Genomic DNA, 17,760 nt, shown 5'->3' on the forward strand with positions numbered 1-17,760 from the left:
ACTGGTGCCGCCAACAGCCGCGGCGGGCGTCGATGACCCTCTTGCCGCGAACAACCGGTGTGGGCGTCGATGACACTGGTGCCGCGAACAACCCGGTGCGGGCGCCCATGAGGGGGCTGCCGCGAACAACTGGTGCCGGCCCATGACACTGTGGCCGGCAACGGCTGGCTCTCCGCCGGCGGCTGACGCGCCGACAGGCTCCGGCCCCCGTCCGTCGACCGGGCGGGGGCCGGAGCCTTCGCACAGGTGCCTGACCGCTCGGCAGGTGCCTGGGCAGACGCCTTAGCGGGCGCCGAGGAGGTGATCCATGGCGAGCTGGTCCAGGTGCTCGAAGGCCATACCGCGCGCGGCGGCCGCGTCCACGTCGAAGGTGTCGTAGGCCGTCGGGTCGGCCAGCAGGCCCGCGAGGCCGTCCTCGGCGGTCGGACGGGCCAGCTCGTCCAGCCGGGCCGCCGCGAGGGCCTCCTGCACCTGCGGGTCCGCCCGGAAGGCCGCCGCCCGGTCCTTGAGGATCAGGTAGTTGCGCATGCAGCCGGCCGCCGACGCCCACACGCCGTCGAGGTCCTCGGTCCGCGGGGGCTTGAAGTCGAAGTGCCGCGGCCCCGTGTAACCGGCCCTCTCCAGCAGGTCGACGAGCCAGAACGCGGCCCGCAGGTCGCCCGCGCCGAAGCGCAGGTCCTGGTCGTACTTGATGCCCGACTGGCCGTTGAGGTCGATGTGGAACAGCTTGCCCGCCCACAGCGCCTGCGCGATCCCGTGCGGGAAGTTCAGCCCCGCCATCTGCTCGTGGCCGACCTCGGGGTTCACGCCGTACAGCTCCGGACGTTCCAGCCGCTCGATGAAGGCCAGAGCGTGGCCCACCGTCGGGAGCAGGATGTCGCCGCGAGGCTCGTTCGGCTTGGGCTCGATCGCGAACCTCAGGTCGTAGCCCTGCTCGGTGACGTACTCGCCCAGCAGGTCGAAGGCCTCCTTCATCCGGTCCAGGGCGTCCCGCACGTCCTTGGCCGCGCCGGACTCCGCGCCCTCCCGGCCGCCCCAGGCGACGTACACGCTCGCACCCAGTTCCACCGCGAGGTCGATGTTGCGGATGGTCTTGCGCAGCGCGTACCGGCGCACGTCCCGGTCGTTCGCCGTGAACGCGCCGTCCTTGAACACCGGGTGCGTGAACAGGTTCGTCGTCGCCATCGGCACCTTCATGCCGGTCGCGTCCAGCGCCTGCCGGAACCGTTTGACGTGCTCCTCGCGCTCGGTGTCGTTCGACCCGAAGGGGATCAGGTCGTCGTCGTGGAAGGTGACACCGTAGGCGCCCAGCTCGGCCAGGCGGCGCACCGACTCCGCCGGGTCCAGCGCACGCCGGGTGGCATCGCCGAAGGGGTCCCGGCCCTGCCAGCCGACCGTCCACAAACCGAACGTGAACCTGTCCTCGGGAGTGGGCTGGTAGTTCATTCCGCGGCTCCTCACTCGCTGCCGATCACTCGCTGCCGACTATTTCGTCATGGCGCTTTACAAATTAGTATGCACACACACTCCTGGGAAGGGACAAGGTGTCCCCGAAAGGAGTGGTCGAAGCAGTCCAGCCAGTCCAGTCAGATCCCGCAGAGAGCCGCGGAAGAGGGAGAAGCCCGATGTCAGCAGCCGAGGGACCGCTCGTCGTCGGCGTGGACACGTCCACCCAGTCCACCAAGGCACTGGTCGTCGACGCGGCCACCGGCCAGGTCGTCGCGAGCGGCCAGGCACCGCACACGGTGTCCTCAGGAGCCGGCCGCGAGAGCGACCCGCGCCAGTGGTGGGACGCGCTGCGCGAGGCCCTGCACCAGTGCGGTGACGCCGCGCGGGAGGCCGCCGCGGTGTCCGTCGGCGGTCAGCAGCACGGGCTCGTCACGCTGGACGCCCAGGGCGAGCCGGTGCGCCCGGCCCTGCTGTGGAACGACGTGCGCTCGGCCCCGCAGGCCCGCCGCCTGATCGAGGAGCTGGGCGGTTCCAAGAGCTGGGCGGAGCGCACGGGCAGCGTGCCCAGTGCCTCGTTCACGGTCACCAAGTGGGCTTGGCTGGCCGAGCACGAACCCGAGGCGGCCCGCGCGGCGAAGGCGGTACGGCTCCCCCACGACTACCTCACCGAACGGCTCACCGGCGAGGGGACCACCGACCGCGGCGACGCGTCCGGCACCGGCTGGTGGGCTTGTGGCACCGAGGCCTACGACGAGGAGGTCCTCGCGCACGTGGGGCTCGACCCGGCGCTGCTGCCCCGTCCGGTCCGTCCCGGCGAGGTGGCCGGAACCGTGCGCGACGGCCACGGCCTGCCCTTCTCCAAGGGCACCCTGGTCGCCGCCGGCACCGGCGACAACGCGGCCGCCGCGCTGGGCCTCGGACTGCGCCCGGGCGTGCCGGTGATGAGCCTGGGCACCTCGGGCACCGTCTACGCCGTGTCGCGGCACCGCTCCGCGGACCCGACCGGCACCGTGGCCGGATTCGCCGACGCGCGCGGCGACTGGCTGCCGCTGGCCTGCACCCTCAACTGCACGCTCGCCGTCGACCGCGTCGCCGCCCTGCTGGGCCTGGACCGGGAGGCCGTCGAGCCCGGCACCGACGTCACGCTGCTGCCCTACCTGGACGGCGAGCGCACACCGAACCTGCCGCACTCCTCCGGCCTCCTGCACGGGCTGCGTCACGACACCACCGCCGGCCAGCTGCTCCAGGCCGCCTACGACGGTGCCGTCCACTCGCTCCTCGGCGCGCTGGATCTCGTCCTCGACGCCGACGCGGACCCGTCCGCACCGCTGCTGCTGATCGGCGGCGGTGCGCGCGGGACCGCCTGGCAGCAGACCGTACGACGGCTGTCGGGGCGGCCCGTGCAGATCCCCGAGGCCAGGGAGCTGGTCGCGCTCGGCGCCGCCGCACAGGCGGCCGGCCTGCTGACCGGCGAGGACGCGGCGGCGGTCGCCCGCCGTTGGAACACGGCCGCCGGGCCGGTGCTGGACGCCGTGGAACGGGACGAGGCGACGCTGACCAGGATCTCCGGGGTACTCTCCGACGCGGCACCCCTGCTGGAGCGGGGCGTGGGCTCCGGCTGAGGACGCGACCACACGGGCGACGCCGCAGGCAGCGCCCGTGCGACCGTCGCAGGTCGCCCCGGACGCCGTCGGCACCGCCTGTCGACGGCTCCGAAGGCGTGACCGAACGGACGATGGAGAGACCGACCAAGGACTGACGGAGGCATGACCGCACCGCCGCACGAAGCCCACAGTCACCCGGCGCGTCCCGGGCGTGCCCTGCCGGACACCCAGCAGGGCATGCGCCGGCGCAACCTCGCCCGTGTGATGCACACCGTCAACGCGGAGGGCCCGCTGTCGCGGGCCGCCGTGGCCTCCCGGATCGGGCTGACGCGTGCGGCGGTGTCGACCCTCGTGGACGAGCTCATCCGCACGGGCCTGCTGGAGGAACTGGGCCCGGAGCGTCCCGGCCGCGTGGGGCGGCCCGGGTCGGCGCTCGCCGTCAGCGGAACGGGGCCGGCCGGCATCGGAGCGGAAGTCGGTGTGGACCACCTCGCGGTCTGCGCGGTCGACCTGCGCGGCAGCCTGCGGGCGCGTGTGGTGCGCCACGGCAGCAACCGGGGCCGCTCCCCGGAGCCGGTGATCGAACAGCTCAACGGCCTGGTGCGGCAGGTCGTCTCCGAGACCGAGGCCGAGGGACTGTGGCCGGCCGGGCTCGCCCTGGCCGTGCCGGGACTCGTGGCACGGGACGCCCGTACCGTCGTCCACGCCCCGAACCTGGACTGGCACGACACGGACCTGGGCCCACTGCTGCCGGAACGCCTGCCGCTGACCGTGGGCAACGAGGCCAACTTCGGCGCACTCGCCGAACTCTGGCTCGGCGACGGCACCCCGCGGGACTTCCTGCACGTCTCGGCCGAGATCGGCATCGGTGCCGCCGTCGTCGTCGACGGGCGGCTGCTGCGCGGCACCCGCGGCTTCGCGGGCGAGCTGGGCCATGTGCCCGTCCGGCCCGACGGACCGGAGTGCGCCTGCGGCGGACGGGGATGCCTGGAGCAGTACGCCGGCGAGAAGGCGGTCCTGCGCGCGGCCGGTCTGGAGCCGGGCGAGGACCGGGTGGGAATGCTCGCGGGACGTGCGGCCGAGGGGGACGAGGCCGTACGGCGTGCCCTGCGCGAGGCGGGCACGGCACTCGGCATCGCGCTGACCGGGGCCGTCAACCTGCTGGATCCCGAGGGCGTGGTGCTGGGCGGAGCACTGGCCGGACTCGCCCCCTGGCTGCTCCCGTCACTGAACGACGAGCTGGCCCGGCGCACGGCCGGCCCGGCGTGCCCGGTCTCCGTGTCGGAACTCGGGTCCCGGGGGCCGTTGCTGGGCGCCGCCCACTCGGTGGTGCGGGCCGTCCTGGACGATCCGGCGGCGGTGGCGGAACGGGCCTGAGCCCGAGCCGGGCAGCAGTCCGATCCCTCGCGGCGCGAAACACCGCGCCCCCGCCTCCCACCCCTTCGCCACTCGTTCGAGTGAGCGTGATGTCCACAAGGCGGCGGCTGTCCACGGAACGGCGCGGCGCTCTTCTGCGCAATCCCCGCTGCCCGTACGGTGATTCACGCGGACGCACCCGGCGCGACGGACGGCGGACGACGTCCGCGTCACCGACCTCCTCTCCTCCTCGGCGGCCGTCGCGCGCCGAACCCCCCACCGGGCCCAGGCCCCCACCGACGAAAGGTCAGTCCATGGAAAGGGAAAGGACAGCCGCCCCCGTCCCGACCAGGCGGCACCTGCTGCAGGGCGCCGCGCTCGCCACCGTCCCGTTCGCCCTGTTCTCCGGCACTCGTGCCGCGGCGCACTCCGGCACCGGCGCACGGCCCGGATCCGACCCGGACCCGGACCCCCGTGCCGCCGAGTACCCCTCCGTCGAGTGGCAGCCGGCGAGCACGTCCAACTACACCCGCTCGACCCGTCCCTCCGCCTACCCCGTCGACCACGTCGTCGTCCACGTCACGCAGGAGACGTACGCCGACACCCTCTCCATCTTCCGCGACCCGGACAGGCAGGTCTCAGCGCACTACGTCGTCCGCTCCTCGGACGGGCACGTGGCGCAGTGCGTCCGCGAGGCCGACATCGCCTGGCACGCGGGGAACTGGGACTACAACACCCGCAGCATCGGCATCGAGCACGAGGGGTGGGTGGACCGGCCGGAGTACTTCACCAACGCCATGTACGAGCAGTCGGCCCGCCTCACCGCGGCGATCTGCACCACCTACGGCATCCCCAAGGACCGCGAGCACATCATCGCGCACCACGAGGTGCCCGGCAGCGACCACACGGATCCCGGGCCGCTGTGGGACTGGACCCGTTACATCAGACTCGTCAACTTCGCCTGAGTCACGCCCGGCTCACGGCGGAAGGCCTCGGCGGAAGGCCACATTCGGGTGATCGGACCGGTCGAAGTGGTTGTCCGCTCCCGTCCACGGAGTGACGATGGCCCCGTCGCGACACCTTCCGGGGAGGCCGAGTTGACCGATGCGTGGCTGGCTCTGGAACCGGGGGCCGATCCCGTCGAACGCGCGCGGACGCTGCGGCGAGCGCACGAGGCCTTCACCGAGGCGGGTACGGTGCCGCGGCCCGTGCGCCCCGTGGTGGCGGAGTCCTGGCGACGCTCGGTCCGGGCGGGTGTCGGCCCGGACGGCACCGCGAGCGTGGAGCTCATGGACGACGACCTGGGCGCCTACCGGGCCGAGCATCCGCTGGCGCGGGTGATGCCGCTGATCCGGGAGCTCCTCGGGACGTTCGCCGCCGACGGCGAGCACTTGCTCGCGGTCTGCGACGCGCACGGCAGACTGCTGTGGGTCGAGGGGCACCCGGCGACCCGGCGCCGGGCGGACCGGATGAACTTCGTGCCGGGCGCGCGGTGGGCGGAGTCGGCGGTGGGGACGAACGCGCCGGGCACGGCGGTGGCCGTCGGCCGGCCGGTCCAGGTGTTCACGGCCGAGCACTTCATCCGCCGGGTCCAGCCGTGGACGTGCGCGGCGGCTCCGGTGCACGATCCCCGCACCGGACGGGTGCTCGGCGCGGTGGACATCACCGGCGGGGACGGCCTGGCGCACCCGCACAGTCTGGGCTTCGTCCAGGCGGTCGCGCGTGCCGCCGAGTCGCATCTGGCGCTGCTCGCCCCGGAGCCGTCCGCTGCCGAGGGGGCCGAGCTGACCGCGTTGGGCCGCGACGACGCGCTGCTCAGCTCGGACGGACGCGGAGTGCGGCTGAGCCGGCGGCACAGCGAGATCGTCGTGCTGCTGGCCCACCACCCGGAGGGCCTGACCGGTGACGAGCTGCTGTGCGCGCTGTACGAGGACGAGTCGGTGCCGCCGGTGACGTTGCGTGCCGAACTCGCCCGGCTGCGCGGCATCCTGGGACCCGGCCGACTGGTGTCGCGGCCCTACCGGCTGACGATGCCCGTCGAGTCCGACGCCACGGTGGTCGAGCGTCGCCTGCGGTCCGGTGCCGTGACGGCGGCCGCGACGGCGTACGCCGGTCCGCTGCTGCCCGGCTCCCGGGCCCCGGCGGTCGCGCGGCTCAGGCGCCGGCTCGCCGACGGGCTGCGCGCCGCGCTGATCGCCTGCGGCGATCCCGACCTGCTGGCCGACTGGGCGCACGCCCCGTGGGGCGAGGACGACCTCGACGTCTGGCGCGCCCTGGCCGCGGTCCGGCCGACGGCCGCGGTCCGGTCCCGGCTCGCCGCGCTGGAGTCCGAACTGGCGGCCCCGTAGGACGTGGTGGCCATGGGCCGACCGGTCGGGGACCGGAGGCGGGCGGCTGCCGCCGCGGACGCAACCTGTCTGCAACGTCCCGCTGCCTAGCCTCACGTGCAGCCGTCCAACGGCGGGCGGCACTCGACGAGGGAGGCAGACAGGATGACCCGTTACGCGGCGCCCGGCACCGAGGGCGCGATCGTCTCCTACCAGTCGCGCTACGACCACTTCATCGGCGGCGAGTACGTGCCGCCGGCGCGCGGACAGTACTTCGAGAACCCGTCACCGGTGAACGGCCAACCGTTCACGGAGATCGCGCGCGGTACGGCGGAGGACGTGGAGCGGGCGCTCGACGCGGCGCACGAGGCGGCCCCGGGCTGGGCCCGGACGTCGGTGACCGAGCGCTCCGACATCCTGCTGAAGATCGCCGACCGCATGGAGGCGAACCTGGAGCGCCTGGCGGTCGCCGAGAGCTGGGAGAACGGCAAGCCGGTGCGCGAGACGCTGGCGGCCGACATCCCGCTCGCCGTCGACCACTTCCGCTATTTCGCGGGCGCGATCCGCGCCCAGGAGGGCTCGCTCGGCGAGGTCGACGACGACACCGTGGCGTACCACTTCCACGAGCCGCTGGGGGTCGTCGCGCAGATCATTCCGTGGAACTTCCCGATCCTGATGGCGGCCTGGAAGCTCGCTCCCGCCCTCGCCGCCGGCAACGCTGTGGTCCTGAAGCCCGCCGAGCAGACTCCCGCCTCGATCCACTACTGGCTGAGCCTGGTCGCGGACCTGCTGCCGCCCGGCGTCCTGAACGTCGTCAACGGCTTCGGCGTGGAGGCGGGCAAACCGCTGGCGTCCAGCCCGCGGGTGGCGAAGGTGGCCTTCACCGGGGAGACCACCACCGGGCGGCTGATCATGCAGTACGCCTCGGAGAACATCAAGCCGGTCACCCTGGAACTCGGCGGCAAGTCGCCCAACATCTTCTTCGACGACGTCTGGGCCCGGGACGACGACTTCCGCGACAAGGCGCTCGAGGGCTTCACGATGTTCGCCCTCAACCAGGGCGAGGTGTGCACCTGCCCGTCCCGGGCGCTGGTCCAGCGCGGCAACTACGCCGACTTCATGGCGGCAGCCGTGGCCCGCACCGAGTTGATCAAGCCGGGCCACCCGCTGGACACCGACACGATGATCGGCGCCCAGGCCTCCAACGACCAGCTGGAGAAGATCCTCTCCTACCTCGACATCGGCCGGCAGGAGGGCGCCAAGGTGCTCACCGGCGGCGAGCGCATCGAGCACGGGGGAGAGCTGAAGGGCGGCTACTACGTCCAGCCGACGGTCTTCGAGGGTCACAACCGCATGCGGATCTTCCAGGAGGAGATCTTCGGCCCGGTCGTGTCGGTCACGTCCTTCGACGACTTCGACGACGCGATCAAGACCGCCAACGACACCCTGTACGGCCTCGGCGCCGGGGTGTGGACCCGCGACATGAACACCGCCTACCGCGCGGGCCGCGCGATCCAGGCGGGCCGCGTCTGGACCAACTGCTACCACGCCTACCCGGCGCACGCCGCGTTCGGCGGCTACAAGCAGTCGGGGATCGGGCGGGAGAACCACAAGATGATGCTGGAGCACTATCAGCAGACGAAGAACCTCTTGGTGTCGTACTCGGCACAGAAGCTGGGCTTCTTCTAGAGGCAGAAGAGAAGGCGCCTGAGCTGGACCTTTGCCCGTCAGGCGCCTTTCACTCGACCAACTCGGACCTGAGTCCCGCAGGGCACCTGTCACAGCGAGGTCGAGATCACCAGACGCTGGATCTGGTTCGTGCCCTCGATGAGCTGGAGCAGCTTGGCCTCACGCATCCAGCGTTCCGTCGGGTGGTCGGTCACGTATCCGTAGCCGCCCAGGATCTGGACCGCATCGGTGGTCACCCGCATCGCCGTATCGGTGGCGAAGAGCTTGGCCTTCGCGGCGGCGGCCGAGGAATGCTGCCCGGCATCGAGTTGGCGGGCCGCGTCGAGCAGCAGCGTGCGAGCAGCGGTGACCTGGGTCGCCATGTCGGCGAGCATGAAGCCGATTCCCTGGAAGGAGATGATCGGCTTCCCGAACTGCTGCCGGGTCTTCGCGTAGACGACGGCATAGTCGAGCGCGGCCTGGGCCAGCCCCACCGCGCAGGCGGCGATCCCGAGGCGCCCTCGGTCGAACAGGCCCATCGCGATCAGGAACCCCTTGCCGGGCCTGCCGATCCGTCGGTCCTGGGCGATCTCCGCCCCGTCGAGAACGATCTGCGCTGTCGGCGAGGAGCGGACGCCCATCTTGCGCTCAGGGGCCTGCGGGCGGAGTCCTGGTGTGTCCGCGGGCGCCAGCAGCAAGGACAGGCCGCGCACCCCGTCGCTTCCGGTGCGGCAGAACACGTTGTAGTAGTCGGCGGCGCCTGCGTGACTGACCCAGGACTTGGCTCCGTTCACGACGTAGCGGTCCTCGTGCGGGGTGGCTGTGGTCCGCAGAGCCGAGATGTCGGAGCCGGCTTCCGCCTCCGAGATGCAGTTCGCGCCGAGGAGTTCGCCTCCCAGCATGTCCGGAAGCCAGGCGGCCCGCTGTTCTTCGGTACCGAAGGCGGCCAGACCGTAACAGGAGAGCACGTGGATGTTGACCGACTGGGCGACCCCCAGCCAGTGCTGGGCCAGGGTCTCCAGGACGGTGAGGTACACCTCGTAGGGCTGGCCGCCCCCGCCGTACTGCTGCGGGTAGGGCAATCCGAGCAGTCCGGCCCGGCCGAGCGTGTTCAGCAGCTCGCGAGGGAAGGTCGCCTCGGACTCGAACTGCTCGACCCGGGGAGCGAGTTCGGCGGCGGCCAACTGCCGGACGAGGTTCAACAGGTCGAGTGCCTCCTCTGTCCAGGCGGGCCCGGTGGGCTGGGAGTGACGGGTTGGCACGGCGGTGGGCATAGCGGCGTCCTCACATACGGCTGGATCAGGCTTCGTGGGTTGTCCGGCGCTGGCGAAAGGGCATTGGGGCGAGACTCCGAAGGGGGAGACGTTGCTCTACTGCGAGCGTGGTCCGGCGTTCCGGGAGCGAGGACGCAGCGCGAGCGCCACGGGGCAGCCCTGGAAGGGGGGCATCCGGTACCAGTGCGTACCGCCCCAGTCGCCTCGCCGTGCTCTTGGCGGGACACGGATGCGCCAGAGGTCCGCGCCGACACGCAGGCCGAGCGACTTGGCGCACGCCTCGCGTACCGTCCAGGCATCGGCGAACTCGTAGTGAAGCTCGGTGGCGGCTCGGGCCTCCTGGTCGCCGTCGCCGAGGTCGGTGGGTTCGGCTCCGGCCACGTCGTAACGGAGCAGCAATCTGGTACTCACCGGCACGGGGATCTGGATGTCGATCCCCACCTCGCAGCCGTGGGCGGCCATGACCGCGATCCGGCCCGCGCTGTGCGAGATACTCACGTCCACCTCGCGGGCGCTCAAGCAGAACGGTCGCTTGCCGCTCCGGGTGCCGATCTGCACCTCTTCGGCCGGTACGCCGGTCAGTTCGGCCACGGCCAGGCACAGCAACGTGCGGCCTGCGAGGAATTCCCTGCGTCGCACGCCGGAAAGCGTGTGCGGCGCCCGCAGGTCGTCGGTTCCGACCGGGGCGATCTGGAGGTTCGTCTCGTCCACGCGTCCGAGCAGCGTCACCGTCCTGGCGTCGCCATGCGCGAGTGGTAGCAGGACCGGCCGGTCCGTGAAACCGGCGGGGATCAGGCCGGCAGCCACTGCTCGGCCTCGGGCCACCGCCGTACGGCTCGGCGCACCGCGTAGTCCCAATAGGAGCGCACGGACAGGTCGGCGTAGATGAAGTCCTGTTTGAGCTGGACGTCTTCGGAACTGGAGTAGTGGTACTCCACTCCTGTGGAGAGCGCGGCGAGCTGGAGGCGACAGGCTCGTTCCAGCACCTGGGCGAAGATGGCGGCATGGCGCACGCTCTTGCCGACGATCACCCCACCGTGGTTGCGCAGGAACACGGCGCGGCCGGTGCCCCCGAGTTCCTTCGCGATCTGGTCGCCGGTGGCGATGTCGAGCACGGTGTTGCTGGTGGTGGTGAAGACGCTGGTCGCGTCGACGAAGTAGGAACCCTCATGGGAGAGGGGGCGCAGTTCGAGGTCGCAGGCACCGAACAGCAGGGTGTACGGGGCGTGGCTGTGCACGATGCCGTTGACGTCCGGCCTGGCTCGGTAGATCGCCTGGTGGAGCGGGAGTTCGGGTGGTGCCGTGCGAGGGGCCTGTCGCGCGTGGTCCACCGCCGCGGTGACGGTCTCCTCCGGTGTGACCTCGTCGAAGCCGCAGAGCGCGTTCTTGATCAGGAAGGTGTCCGCGCCGGGTGTTCTGGCGGATATCTGTCCTTGGTTGAAGTCGTCGTGTCCGTCCAGGGAGAGCATCCGCCCGCCCAGGGCGAGCTGGTTGGCCAGCCGGCGTGTCATCAAAGGGCCTCTCTCATGGCGTGGTCGTCAAGGGATGTGGTCGACAGGGTGTGGAAGAGGTCGTCCACGGCGATCAGGCCAGGCGGATGCCGCGGCAGACGCTGGGCAAGAGCCAGGGCGGTGCGGGCCACGGCGCGCAGGGAGGTCACCTGGTGGTGGACGGTGAGGGCTTCGTCAGCGCCCCAGGTCCAGGTGATCGAGTGTTCACTGACCTCCGGGCCTCCGCGGCGAAGCCCCAGCTCGGCCTCCGGATGCCCGCCGGCGTCCGTCCAGGCCGTGGCGAGTCGTTCGGCCGTCGCGCTGACCCGCGCCGCCTTGCGGACCGGGTGACGGTCCAGGACGTCCACGTGGGGGGCCGTGAGGTGGTGGACGGTGGCGACCAGGCCGGCCAGCCTGCGCTGCAGGTAGCTGCCGAACGAGAGGTTGACGGCCTCGAGCACGGGCACCGCGGCAGCAACCTCGTCGAGCAGGCCCGAGTACCGCTCCCGCAGGTGGGAGACACACTCGAGCAACGGCACACTGTGCCGGAGGCAGTACGTGGCGACTTCGGGGAAGCCGCCGGGGGCGCCGGCGTCGATGAGGACGTCGGGCACGGATTCGACCGTCCAGCCGGTACTCGCCCGTGCCCGCAGGCTCACTGGGATGCGCGAGTCCGAGCAGGTCCGCAGCAGCGCACCGCCGAGCCGTCCCGCACCGACGATGCCCACCGTGAGGGGTGGGACGCCGTGCAGGGGGGCGGCTGCCGCCGCATCAGGCGGCATCGGAGCCCAGCTCAGCCAGAACGGCGGCGACGATGCCGTCCACCGTGCCCAGCGCCTCGGCCCCTTCGTCGGCGTCCAGATAGGCGCCGAACTCGTTCTCGATGGCGTCGAGCAGTCGGATGTAGGAGAGCGAGGTGTAGTTGACGGCTTCCAGTACACCTCCGTGCGCCTCGATGTCCGAGACGCTGATGTCGCCTTCGTGGGACGAGATGATCAGGCGGATCACGCCATCACGTATCAGCTGCGGGCCGGCAGACATGACTGACTCCTCAGGATGGGGCCGGCGGTTTCCGCCGTCGGCCGCGGGTGCCGCCCGGGCAGGGCCCCGGGCAGAGCGGTGTGGAGGGAGCGGAGCGGTACGGCAGGCTCAGGAAGAGCCGGCGTCGAAGAGACTCCGCAGTTCGTGGAGGACCGGCTTGCCGATCACCGTGGTCGGGATGGCGTCGACAACCCGGATCAGTGTGGGGACCTTGTGGGCGGCCAGGTTGTCGCGGATCCGCAGGCGTACCTCGCCGGCGTCGAGCCCTTCGCGCAGCACGAGTACGGCGGCTACGGCGGGCTCGCCGTGCTGGTCGGCAACCTCGAGGACCACGGCCTGATCCACGCCGGGCACGGAACTGACGGCGTTGCCGACCTCGACCGGGTCGACCTTGCGGCCGCCCACGTTGATCATCCGGTGGGAGCGGCCGGTGAGCACCAGTTCACCGGCCTCCAGGCGCCCGCGGTCCCCCGTGCTGTAGTGGCCGCCACCGTCGATCCGGCTCTCCAGGAGGCCGGGGGCGTTGAGGTAGCGGGTGGCCATCGAAGCGCTGCGCACATGGACGGCCCCATCCCGGTCGACAACCCCCCGGGTCTGGATGTCCACCCCCGGCAGCGGGCGGCCCAGGCTCTGCGCCGAGGTGGCGGTGGAATACGTCAGCGGTCCGGCCTCGGCGACGCCGTAGTAGTTGCCCATCGGGACCCCGGTCAGTTCGGTGAACCGCTCCTTGGTGTCCGCGCGCAGCGGAGCCCCGGAGGAGATGGCGACGCGGACGGAGGCGAAGTCCGTGCGGCCGCTGCCGGTGCGGACGAAGGAGTCGTAGAGGGCGGGAAAGGCGACCAGCCGGGTGGCCTGGGCTTTGGCGACAAGCCGGCGGATCCGGCCGCTGGTCGGCAGCCCGTGCGACAGGTGCAGCTGCGCGCCGACCAGGAAGCTGGACAGGAGGGAGGTGTTGAAGGCCAGCCCGTTGGACAGACCCGCGCAGCACAGGACTCGATCACCGGCTGTCATGGCGGTGCCCACCGCCCAGTTCTCCGCCGCCGCGCGCACCGCCCGGCCTGAGAACTCCAGGCAGTTGGGCTTGCCCGTGGTGCCGGAGGTGAAGCGGCAGACCTCGGTGTCGGGGTGCAGCAGGTGACGGCGCTCGGCGATACGGCGGTGCGTGGCGGTCAGGCCCGGCAGCGCGGGGATCGCGTCGCCTGCCGTGTCGCGGTCGTGGAGAAGCAGGTCGAGCGAGCAGTCCTCGTGGATACGACCCAGTTCCCTGTCACCGGCCGAGGCATCGATCAGAAACGGAACTGCCCCTGCGTGCAGGATGCCCAGGTAGGCGGTCACCCACGTGGTGCTGTTGCGCGCTGCCAGACCGATCCGGGGGCGGTCGTCCGCGGCTACGGTGCCGCTGAGCCACTCGGCAGCACGCACACTCCGCTCGTGCAGGGCGCGGTAGTCGACCGAGGAGTCGGGGCCGGACAGCGCCGGACTGTCCGCGCACTGGTCGGCGCACCGGGCGAATTCGGCGGCGAGAATCATGAGCGCTCGTTCTGTGCGTAGGCGACCGCGAGACGGTCGAGCTTCGGGGCGTCAGGTGTGCCCACGCCCATGGTGACCGCGTACACCACGTCATGATCGGCGGGCAGGCCGGCCAGCCGCTGCCACCGCTCGCTGTCGAAACCACCGACACCCGTGGCCGGAAGGTCGCGCTGGGCCGCCTCCAGACAGACCAGTTGAGCCAGCGCCCCCGCGTGGTAGAGCACCGTCCACAGCTGTGCACCGCCTGCCTCGTCGATGAGCGCGGCAGTGGGTGCGTGCATCAGCAGTACTGCCGACGTGTCGGCCAGATGGCGCTGAGCCATGAAGGCCTCGGTGACCGATTCATTGGGCAGCTCGGGGATCCACCGGATGCCCAGGCCGTCCGGCCAGACCAACTGGCCTCGTGCAGGACGATGTTGCCGCATGACCAAGGTGGCGTGGGGCGGCGTTCCTTCACCGGGCAGCAAGTCGTTGAAGACGGATATCGCGCGGCCGACGGTGCCGTGTATGTCCCGCGCGGGGACGGTGCCGGGCGCGAAGCCGGTAGCCGACCGACGGCTGTGGAACGCCGTCCGCGGCACGAGAGGCGCCCTGCCCCTGCGCCGTACAGCCGTCGGCAGCGAGACGGGCGCTCCCAGCGGAGCGGCCGCAGCCCCTCCGGAATCGGTGACGAGTGACTCCCAGCAGAGACGCTCCAGCCAGTGTGGCTGCCGGCGCAGCGAGGGCCGCCGGGTGGCACGGGCATCGCGCACTGTCCAGCCGGACGGTCCGGCATCGGGGCCGTTGCCGGCCGACACCGCGGTGACGGCCAGCGCCGAGTGGACCTCCGCGCACTCGCCGTACTCGCTGACCAGGGGGTCCAAACCTGGCGGGCGCCGGCGCAGCACGATACTCGCACCGAGGCTGTCGGCCGCCAGCACGAGGTTCATGTGCAGGTGCGCTGTGTCCAGCTGGGTGTAGAGGTAGCCCCGGTCGCCGTACTTTCGCATGGACAGCCAAGGCCTGGTGGCCAGCACGATGACCGCGCCGCACTCGGGGATGGCGAGCGCTGCTCGGCAGAGCGCCTCGTCGACTTGGGGTCCGCGGCTGAGCAACTGACAGAGCCGCCGGCCCGCATCGACCTGGTAGAGGCCGATTGCGCCGGCGTCGTCCCTGGTCAGGATGTAGCACTCATAGGGGTATGTGGCGCCGGCCGAGGGCACTGCCCGGCGTGAGCTGTCCGTACCGATCATGCCCAGGTCGAGCACGGCCAGGCCGGTGCGCAGTCCCACGGCGGGCGTGAGAGTGGGCGACCGTCCGGCCCCTGCGGAGTCGACCGCCATCCGTGTCCAGAGCGGTTTCGCACGGGCTTCCATCGTGATCTGCTCCTCGATTCGTGCCGAGTGACTGCAAATTATGCATAGATCTCAGCAAAATCAAGATGGTTGAGAGCGCCAAACGTGACTGCGGCGCGGACCCGGAGCCGGGGCGCACCCTCACACCCCTCAGCAGCGTGTTCAAAAAACTAGCCGATACTGTTGAGAAATTTCTCCGATCCGCGTCATTCTTGAGCCCACTCACGACAGGACGCTCCGGTGAGCAGGACACACAGGAAGAGGACAGGTGACAGACCCAACGACCGCCCGCGTGCGGTTCCACGAGGGCACCTCCCGTACCGGGCCGATGACCTGGGGCCAGCGCGCCATCTGGGAGGTGGTCCGCTGGCTGCCGCCCGACGACGACTCGCTGAACCAGCTCGGCTGGGCGCCGGTCGGCTCCGCCACCGTGGCCCAGGTGTGCGACATGGTCCGGCTGCTCGTGGAGCGGCACGAGTCGCTGCGGACGACGTACGCCGAACATGACGGCGGCCTGGTGCAGCACGTCGCGGCCTCGGGCGAGATCGAGTTCCTGCTCTCCGAACTCGAACCGGGTGACCTGGCAGAGGCCGTCGCCCCGCTCGGCGAGCGGATCCGGGCGGGCGCCTTCGACAACGCCGCCGGGCTGCCGGTGCGCGCGGCGATCGGGTTGCGCGCGGGCGTACCGGCCGCCGTCGCGATCGCCGCGAGCCACCTGGCGGTCGACGGCTGGAGTTTTCAGATCGTCATGGACGAACTGCGTGCCGTGCTCGCCGCAGGCCCGGACGGCGCGGCGGGCCTGCGCGAGCGTTCCCGACAACCCCTGGACCGGGCCGGGTTCGAGGCGTCCGAAGCCGGCGCCCGGCGCGAGAGGCGCACCCTGGACTACTGGGCCCGCCAGGCGAACACGGTTCCCGCGAGCATGCTGGCGACCACCTCGACGCCGCAGCAGCTGGACCGGGACTGGGCGCACATCGACTCCCCCGCCTTGGCACTGGCCGCCCACGCGCTGGCCGGACGCAGCCGCTGCAACACAGCCACAGCTCTGCTCGGGTCGACCGCGCTGCTCCTGGCCTCCTACCTCGGTGAGCCCGAGGCGGCGCTGCGGGTCATCGTGTCGACCCGCTTCAAGCCCGAAGACGAGGAGTTCGTCGGGGCCTTCAATCAGAACGCGATCGTCCGCCTGCAACTCGCGGACGAGTCCACCGAGCGGTTCCTCACCCGTGCCGCCCGCACCGCGTTGAACGCCTACCGACACTCGGAGGCCTGCCCGGTCAAGATGGAGGAGCAGCTGGAGGAGATCGCCCGCCGGCGCGGTATCACCCCCGGCGGCTACTGCTTCTTCAACGACATCCGGTTCAGCGCCGAAGAGCGCAACGCCCCGCCGCCCGAGCTCGACCCTCTGAAGCTGCCCACCCAGCTGGAAGTGGCCCTGGCCCATACCCGCCTGACCCGTCCGGACAGCGAGGGACGGCAGTCCGGCGCCAAGTTCTTCCTCTTCCTCGACGGACTGCGCGAGTCCTGCGCGCTCACTCTGTGCACCGACCCGCGTTTCCTGCCCGTCTCCGCCGGCGACTTCCTGCGGGAGCTCGAGCACTTGACGGTGCGGGCGGCCCAAGACCCCGGCGCCCCGGTGGGCGAACTCGTCGACCGGTTGCGACGCCGGCCGCAAGGAGCCCACCATGACTGAGACCACGACGCAGCCACAGGGCACGGTGCCGGGGCAGGCCCCCATGATCCGCGCGACAGGACTGCGGAAGCGCTACGAGGCGGCTCGGGGTGAAGGGTTCACCGCGGTCGCGGGCATCGACTTCGAAGTCCGTCCCGGGGAGGCCTTCGGGATCCTGGGCGCCAACGGCGCCGGGAAGTCCTCGACCATGCGCATGATCGCGTGCACCTCACCCTCCACCGGCGGAAGCCTCGAGGTACTCGGGCTCGACGCACGGACCGAGGGCGCCCGGATTCGCGCCCGGATCGGCGTCGTCCCGCAGGACGACACCGTGGACGTCGAACTGACGGTCAGGGAGAACCTGTTGATCTACGGGCGCTACTTCGGACTGCCGAAGGCCGAGATCCGTCGGCGCGCCGCAGAGCTCCTCGACTTCGCACGGCTGACCGACAAGGCGGACGAGCGGGTCGAGGCGCTCTCCGGCGGCATGCGGCGACGCCTGACGATAGCCAGGGCACTCATCAACGAGCCCGGGATCGTCCTGCTGGACGAGCCCACCACCGGCCTCGACCCGCAAGCACGCCACCTGCTCTGGGAGCGGCTGTTCCGGCTCAAGGACGACGGCGTCACGCTGATCCTCACCACCCATTACATGGACGAGGCCGAGCAGCTGTGCGACCGGCTCGTGGTGATGGACGGCGGTCTGATCGTCGCCGAGGGCTCGCCCAGCGGACTGATCGAGCGGTACTGCACCCGAGAGGTGCTCGAACTGCGCTTCGGCCCGGGCGAGCGCGAGGCCATGACCGACAAGGCGCGGGGCCTGGTGGAGCGGATCGAAGAACTGCCCGACCGCATCCTCCTCTACACCGACGAAGGGGAGGCCACCATGGCGGCCGCCCACGCGCGCGGCATCGTCCCGCTGACCGCCCTGATCCGCAGGGCGAGCCTGGAGGACGTCTTCCTCACCCTGACGGGCCGCAGCCTGGTCGACTGAAGGGTCGCCGCCCCCGCCCACCGT

Annotated in this window: 15 protein-coding genes; 7 read left to right on the forward strand and 8 right to left on the reverse strand. The window is 71.4% G+C overall.

Features of this window, described 5'->3' with window-relative positions; all coding sequences use genetic code 11:
• Positions 1 to 282: 282 nt before the first annotated feature.
• Complete coding sequence (xylA, locus tag KUM03_RS18795; RefSeq protein WP_217250313.1) at positions 283 to 1,446, reverse strand: xylose isomerase; 1,164 nt, start codon at positions 1,444 to 1,446, stop codon at positions 283 to 285.
• A gap of 179 nt (positions 1,447 to 1,625) precedes the next feature.
• On the opposite strand from xylA, the gene xylB reads away from it, so the two are divergent.
• The 5 genes from xylB (at position 1,626) to KUM03_RS18820 (ending at position 8,425) form a co-directional block, all read left to right on the forward strand.
• Complete coding sequence (gene xylB, locus KUM03_RS18800; RefSeq protein ID WP_217250314.1) at positions 1,626 to 3,071, forward strand: xylulokinase; 1,446 nt, start codon at positions 1,626 to 1,628, stop codon at positions 3,069 to 3,071.
• A 144-nt stretch (positions 3,072 to 3,215) separates the two neighbouring features.
• Positions 3,216 to 4,430 (forward strand): ROK family transcriptional regulator, encoded by a 1,215-nt coding sequence (locus KUM03_RS18805; protein ID WP_217250316.1) that lies wholly within the window; start codon positions 3,216 to 3,218, stop codon positions 4,428 to 4,430.
• A gap of 293 nt (positions 4,431 to 4,723) precedes the next feature.
• Positions 4,724 to 5,374, forward strand: a complete 651-nt coding sequence (locus tag KUM03_RS18810) for an N-acetylmuramoyl-L-alanine amidase (RefSeq protein ID WP_217250318.1) — start codon at positions 4,724 to 4,726, stop codon at positions 5,372 to 5,374.
• 132 nt (positions 5,375 to 5,506) lie between these two features.
• On the forward strand, positions 5,507 to 6,757 hold the full coding sequence (locus KUM03_RS18815) for a GAF domain-containing protein (protein ID WP_217250319.1): 1,251 nt from the start codon (positions 5,507 to 5,509) through the stop codon (positions 6,755 to 6,757).
• A 144-nt stretch (positions 6,758 to 6,901) separates the two neighbouring features.
• Complete coding sequence (locus KUM03_RS18820) at positions 6,902 to 8,425, forward strand: aldehyde dehydrogenase family protein (protein ID WP_217250322.1); 1,524 nt, start codon at positions 6,902 to 6,904, stop codon at positions 8,423 to 8,425.
• An 89-nt stretch (positions 8,426 to 8,514) separates the two neighbouring features.
• Here the strand turns inward: KUM03_RS18820 and KUM03_RS18825 are convergent, their stop codons facing one another.
• The 7 genes from KUM03_RS18825 to KUM03_RS18855 all read right to left on the reverse strand — a co-directional run bounded on the left by KUM03_RS18825 (position 8,515) and on the right by KUM03_RS18855 (position 15,010).
• Positions 8,515 to 9,666 (reverse strand): acyl-CoA dehydrogenase family protein, encoded by a 1,152-nt coding sequence (locus KUM03_RS18825; RefSeq protein ID WP_308406353.1) that lies wholly within the window; start codon positions 9,664 to 9,666, stop codon positions 8,515 to 8,517.
• Positions 9,667 to 9,774: 108 nt separating this feature from the next.
• Complete coding sequence (locus KUM03_RS18830; RefSeq protein ID WP_217250326.1) at positions 9,775 to 10,389, reverse strand: 4'-phosphopantetheinyl transferase superfamily protein; 615 nt, start codon at positions 10,387 to 10,389, stop codon at positions 9,775 to 9,777.
• Positions 10,390 to 10,469: 80 nt separating this feature from the next.
• Positions 10,470 to 11,189: a class II aldolase/adducin family protein gene (locus tag KUM03_RS18835; protein ID WP_217250328.1), complete on the reverse strand. Its 720-nt coding sequence runs from the start codon at positions 11,187 to 11,189 to the stop codon at positions 10,470 to 10,472.
• Positions 11,189 to 11,950, reverse strand: a complete 762-nt coding sequence (locus KUM03_RS18840) for a dihydrodipicolinate reductase C-terminal domain-containing protein (protein ID WP_217250330.1) — start codon at positions 11,948 to 11,950, stop codon at positions 11,189 to 11,191. Before KUM03_RS18840 ends, KUM03_RS18835 begins: the two co-directional genes overlap by 1 nt.
• Positions 11,940 to 12,209: a hypothetical protein gene (locus KUM03_RS18845; protein ID WP_217250332.1), complete on the reverse strand. Its 270-nt coding sequence runs from the start codon at positions 12,207 to 12,209 to the stop codon at positions 11,940 to 11,942. Before KUM03_RS18845 ends, KUM03_RS18840 begins: the two co-directional genes overlap by 11 nt.
• 108 nt (positions 12,210 to 12,317) lie before the next feature.
• Positions 12,318 to 13,739 carry a class I adenylate-forming enzyme family protein gene (locus KUM03_RS18850; protein WP_217250334.1) on the reverse strand — a complete coding sequence of 474 codons (1,422 nt, stop codon included), beginning with the start codon at positions 13,737 to 13,739 and terminating at the stop codon, positions 12,318 to 12,320.
• Positions 13,736 to 15,010, reverse strand: coding sequence for a nitroreductase family protein (locus KUM03_RS18855; RefSeq protein WP_217250336.1), 1,275 nt, complete (start codon positions 15,008 to 15,010; stop codon positions 13,736 to 13,738). The genes KUM03_RS18850 and KUM03_RS18855 overlap by 4 nt, the downstream gene beginning before the upstream one ends.
• Positions 15,011 to 15,341: 331 nt before the next feature.
• On the opposite strand from KUM03_RS18855, the gene KUM03_RS18860 reads away from it, so the two are divergent.
• Both KUM03_RS18860 and KUM03_RS18865 read left to right on the forward strand, forming a co-directional pair.
• Entirely contained in the window at positions 15,342 to 16,763 is a 1,422-nt protein-coding gene (locus KUM03_RS18860) for a condensation domain-containing protein (RefSeq protein WP_217250338.1), read from the forward strand.
• Positions 16,756 to 17,736, forward strand: a complete 981-nt coding sequence (locus tag KUM03_RS18865) for an ABC transporter ATP-binding protein (RefSeq protein WP_254399494.1) — start codon at positions 16,756 to 16,758, stop codon at positions 17,734 to 17,736. The genes KUM03_RS18860 and KUM03_RS18865 overlap by 8 nt, the downstream gene beginning before the upstream one ends.
• Positions 17,737 to 17,760: the final 24 nt, after the last annotated feature.

Origin of the sequence: Streptomyces sp. AC602_WCS936, assembly GCF_019049125.1 — a bacterium.
Taxonomy (GTDB): domain Bacteria; phylum Actinomycetota; class Actinomycetes; order Streptomycetales; family Streptomycetaceae; genus Streptomyces.